The organism is Stenotrophomonas sp. RS-48, assembly GCF_030053245.1.
GTDB classification, from domain to species: domain Bacteria; phylum Pseudomonadota; class Gammaproteobacteria; order Xanthomonadales; family Xanthomonadaceae; genus Stenotrophomonas; species Stenotrophomonas maltophilia_P.
Window position 1 is genome coordinate 1 of sequence record NZ_JASGBV010000125.1, and the last position, 4,361, is coordinate 4,361.

The following is a 4,361-nucleotide window of genomic DNA, read 5'->3' on the forward strand; positions in this document are numbered from 1 at the left end:
AACACCGCAATCGTGCGCTTCGGATCGGCACCCGCCAGCAGTTCGGCATCACTGAAATCGCCGACCGCCGCTGGAGGTCGGGTCCCCCATCACAATCCAGTTCCGTCCCATGGTTCGCTTCCATTGCAGACCAGGCCTCCATGATGCGCCGGTTCAGGTCGGGTTGGCTGAATAGGCGGCGAGGCCGATGGCGGGGCCGCTGTGTGTCGCGACCCGCCGTGGTGCTGCGGGTTCTGGATCAACGCAGGCGCGCCTCGGTCAGCGGCGTCGAGTGAAGGCGGTCACAAGTTGATGTTTCACTCGCGGCGCTCTGTCGCGTGCTGCGCCAAATGCCGCATCTGCCTCTTTTCCAGAGGCCGCGCAGGGCAAACGATGGCCGCGCCAAGGCACCCGCCCTGGCCGGGATTGGCGTCCCGAACATACGTTGTCCGTCGAGTCGCGGTTGCACCTCCCATTGCAATCACGACAATGCACCGTCTGCCAGTTCATGGCGGACGGTGTGTGGGGATCTTTTGATCCGCCGGCATTGGACAATGTATCCGGCACGCCAACCCGCACCGTCCGCCACCTTGCCTCCGCGGGTGGCCCACCTGTGAGGTTGCCGCCATGCCTGATCTGCGCCCCGACTATCCCCGCCTGCACGCCCTGCTCGGCGATGCGCTGCGTGATCTTCCCGACGCCCTTGCTGAAAAGATGGAAGACGCCCTCAGCGATGCCGCCGCGACCTCGCCACCGTCCGCGTTCTTCACCCATCTGCTGGGCCATGGCAGGAACCTGCGCGCGGATGGCCAGCCCTGGACCGAAACCCGCCTCAGCCCGGGGCGCGCGTTCGATCTGGCCCTGGCGACCCGATGCGCATCCGGCATCACCGCGCTGACGGCAGTGCTGCAGGCATCCCACGTGGCCCGGGAAAACGACGATCCCGACTGTTATCCCTCGGCGGCGCTGGTCCATGGCATGTTCGATGCCTGCCATGCGCTGTCGCTGCAGATCGAGCGCTGCCTCGTTCCCTGAGCCGCCTGTTGTCCCTCACGCCTCGTTTGCATTTCCGCCGTCCGCCATTGCTAAGGTCGCTGCGCACCCCGAACAGGAACCTGCAATGACCCGGATGTCCTCGCTCACGCTGCTCGCACTCTGCCTCGCCCCCACGCTGGCCTGCGCCCAGTCCGATCGCGAGGTGGCCGAACACATGGTCACCCGCGCCGCCAATGTCTGCCCCGGCCACAGCGCCGAGCGCACCACGCCCACGGTGAAGAAGGTCCCGGTCGGCGCGCTGCGGGTGATGCTCGATCGTGGCCTGGTGATGTGCCCGGACCGGCGCCTGGACGCCAGCGCGCCGGCCGTGTTCTATGGCCGGGTAGGTGTGTTCGGCTGGAACCCGGACGTTCCAGCGGCAGCGACCGTGGTCATCGGCCAGATCGACGCGATGACGCGCAAGGACGAGTACCCGGTGGAAACCCTGGTGTGGGATGCCCAGGGCAGGGCGCTGAGCCAGCAGACCGTGCCGGCCTTCGAGCCGCGCCCTGGCGCCGCGGTGCTGTACAAGGTCCGCTAGGGCACCATCGGAGGCGCGGTGTCCGGCACCAGCGTGAACCGGTAGCGGTTCTCGTACAGTTTCACTTCCAGCTGCGTCCGGCCGCGCCGTTCGAGAGTGTACAGCTTGCCGGCCCAGGGACTGCCCAGGGCCGCGATCGGATTGATGTTGCCCAGCCGGCTGGCGTCCAGATGCACCACGACGCGGTCGTCCAGGTACGCCACCTTCACCGTGCTGAAGAACGTGGCGTACTGGCCGCTGGTCATCGCGGCATAGCCGGAAAGCTCCGGGTGCGCCACCAGGAAGGCGAACTGCGTGCTGAAGTCGATACCGGAAAGATCCGGCGCGCGGTACTGCGATTGCCGGGGCCACGCAGCGTCGGTGCTGTCCAGCGCATCGGCGGAGGTGATGGGGAAGAACTGGAGGTCCATGTAACCGGGGCCGTTGCCATCGACGCGGGCCTGCCCGCCTTCCACCGAAGCCGACGAGACCAGGTTCGGGTAGGCCAGCGCCGGCAGCCCGCTGACACGGAACTCGCTGTGCGCCTGCACCTCCTGCGGTGGGTTGAAGAACTCGCCGACCTTCTCGCTCTGGCAGGCCGAGAGCAGGGCCAGCAGGGCCAGCGGCAACGCGCGTCCGAGCGCGGAACGGGGGTGGATCATGCGATGTGCCTCATCCTTGGGGGACGACAGTAGACCACGCTCTGCGGCAGCGGTACTGGTCCGACGCATTGCGCTGCCTGTTCAGGCATGTATTTGCGGGGCTGCGTGCACAAGCCCGACGCGTGGATATGCTAGCGTTGAGACGTTCCACCGTTGGCCTGGATGCCTGATGAACTACGCTGAATGGATTCGCGAACAGCACGCTCGCAGTGTGGCGGCCGAGCAGATCGCCGAGGCCGCGCTGGACGGGCCGGCACTGTGTGCTGGCGACAGCGAAAGCCTTGCGCCGCTGCTGCGGGGAGTGAGCCAGCTGCTGGCGGTACCGGTGGCCGATGTGCAGATTGTCGGCTCGGCCCGATTCGGCTTTTCGCTGCGCGATGGCGCGGCTTTCGATCCCGCGTTTTCCGATCTGGATCTGGCCATCGTCAACGCCGGGTTGTATCAGCGGTGCTCGGCGCCGACGGCGGCGTCGGCCGATGCTGCCCGCTTCCCGGAGCGTGATTTCCCCGCCGACGAGCGCATCGCAGTGCGCAAGGCATTCGATGCGCTTTCACTTTCAGTGGCCGACCGCTTCGCCTACGTCTCGGTCGCGGTGTTCCCGGACCAGGCCGCGCTGGTGCGCGCACAGGCAGGGCGCATCCGTGCCTACCTGGGCGTTGCGGGCCCGGCGCCCGCTGCCCGACCGGCCGGTGCCGCGCCCGCCGGCGCCGTGGAAACCCCCTTCCAGCACATCGTGGATGCGGGCCTGCCGCAGTACCTGCTGCCCATCGCTGCCAGTACACCGGGCAATGCCTCACCCTGGCTGGCCGACCGTGCGGCCTTCGAGCGCGCGTTCGGCGGCAGCAGCCTGCGCCGGGTGCGGCTGGCGGCGCTGGGGCGCGCACTCGACGACCTGGCGCAGGTGGTGCAGGTGCACTGCTGCCTGGTGGGCGGCAGCTTCGTGGACGTCTTCAATGCCGTGCCGAACGATCTGGACATCGTGGTGTTCTACAGTGCGCGGGCAGACGTCCGCTTCGAGCCGGGGCGTGCCCTGCAGCGGCTGACCCGCAAGTTCCTGCTTGAACACATCGACATGCGTTTCGTGCCGTGCGACGCCGAGCCGTGGCTGATGGTCAAGCTGACCTCGTACTTCACCCAGTTGTATCAATCGCGCCGGCCGGGCACCGAAGCGCGCGAACATGGCCTGGTGCTGTTGCTGCCGGGTACCGGGACGGGGCAGTGATGACCGCACGCTTGGCCACCACACCCACAGGTGCCCCCGTCGCCACCGAACGGGTGCTGATGCCGCTGCCGCCGCCGCAGCCGTCCCCGGCGCTGGCAGAGCGGCTGCAGGCGTGCAACCTCAGGCTGCCCGCGTTGCTGCCCTGTGCGCAGCCCTGCGAAACGCTGTGGTCCCATCGCGGGCATCCGCGGCTGCGGGCGGCGGTGCAGCAGCTGCGCCATCCGCTGTCGGCGCACATGCAGATGCCGGCGTTCGATCTGGCCGCGCTGGCTGCGGCGGAGGCGGCCGAGGCCGAGGCCTATCGGCAGTGGCACCGCACCGTGCAGGGGCCGCTGTCGATGGCCGATGTGCAGCGCTTCGTCTCGCTCAGCACGGGCGGTGACGGCGCGCTGCGCAGCGGGCCGGTATGGATCCGCGCCCGTGATGGGCGCGCGCAGCTGCCGATGGTGCCGGCCCTGCAGGGGGCCGCGCGTTGGGACGAGCTGCTGCGGCAACGGGCCGCGCCCGATCCGGCTGAGGGCCTGCGGTCTGCGGTGCAGCTGCTGGCGCTGGCCAACAATGCGCATGCCTTTGCCGACGGCAATGGCCGGCTGGGGCGCGCGCTGTTCAATTTCTGCCTGCACCGCGCCGGGCTTCCGCAGGCCTGCTTCATCCCGCTGAAGGTGCTGACGGTGCTGTCCCGTGGCGGCTACGAAGTGCGCCTGCGCGAGGCGGAACTGTACGGTCGCTGGGAAGGGCTGTACGCCTGGCACTGCACGGCAATCGAGTTGTATGCATGGCTGGGACAGCAGCCGGCCATGCCCGACCGGAACGAGGATGTCTGATGTTCAACAAGCGCTATTGGCGGGTGCAGTCTGAAGTGAGCGAATGCGGGCTGGCATGCCTGGCGATCTGCTCGTCCATGCTGGGCGCGGATCTGGAAATGAGCGAGCTGCGGCGCAAG

Annotated in this window: 5 protein-coding genes; 4 read left to right on the forward strand and 1 reads right to left on the reverse strand. The window is 68.3% G+C overall.

What is annotated here, in order from left to right; translation table 11 throughout:
* The first annotated feature begins 606 nt into the window (after nt 1–606).
* Entirely contained in the window at nt 607–1,014 is a 408-nt protein-coding gene (locus QMZ25_RS18375; RefSeq protein WP_283220089.1) for a hypothetical protein, read from the forward strand.
* 109 nt (nt 1,015–1,123) lie between these two features.
* Entirely contained in the window at nt 1,124–1,555 is a 432-nt protein-coding gene (locus tag QMZ25_RS18380) for a hypothetical protein (RefSeq protein WP_180877068.1), read from the forward strand.
* On the opposite strand, the gene QMZ25_RS18385 is transcribed toward QMZ25_RS18380, so the two are convergent.
* A complete protein-coding gene (locus QMZ25_RS18385; protein ID WP_283220090.1) occupies nt 1,552–2,196 on the reverse strand; it encodes a hypothetical protein in 645 nt (214 codons plus the stop codon). The two genes, QMZ25_RS18380 and QMZ25_RS18385, sit on opposite strands and share 4 nt — an antisense overlap.
* Before the next feature lie 169 nt (nt 2,197–2,365).
* Here QMZ25_RS18385 and QMZ25_RS18390 point away from each other — a divergent pair, with 169 nt between their 5' ends.
* Nucleotides 2,366–3,418: a hypothetical protein gene (locus QMZ25_RS18390; protein ID WP_283220091.1), complete on the forward strand. Its 1,053-nt coding sequence runs from the start codon at nt 2,366–2,368 to the stop codon at nt 3,416–3,418.
* Entirely contained in the window at nt 3,418–4,242 is an 825-nt protein-coding gene (locus QMZ25_RS18395) for a Fic family protein (protein WP_283220092.1), read from the forward strand. Before QMZ25_RS18390 ends, QMZ25_RS18395 begins: the two co-directional genes overlap by 1 nt.
* Nucleotides 4,243–4,361 lie beyond the last annotated feature (119 nt).

Excerpts from the sequence above, each read along its gene's own strand:
- QMZ25_RS18395 (WP_283220092.1), top strand. The coding sequence starts at position 3,418 with ATGACCGCACGCTTGGCCACCACACCCACAGGTGCCCCCGTCGCCACC.
- QMZ25_RS18385 (WP_283220090.1), bottom strand. The coding sequence starts at position 2,196 with ATGATCCACCCCCGTTCCGCGCTCGGACGCGCGTTGCCGCTGGCCCTG.
- QMZ25_RS18390 (WP_283220091.1), top strand. The coding sequence starts at position 2,366 with ATGAACTACGCTGAATGGATTCGCGAACAGCACGCTCGCAGTGTGGCG.
- QMZ25_RS18375 (WP_283220089.1), top strand. The coding sequence starts at position 607 with ATGCCTGATCTGCGCCCCGACTATCCCCGCCTGCACGCCCTGCTCGGC.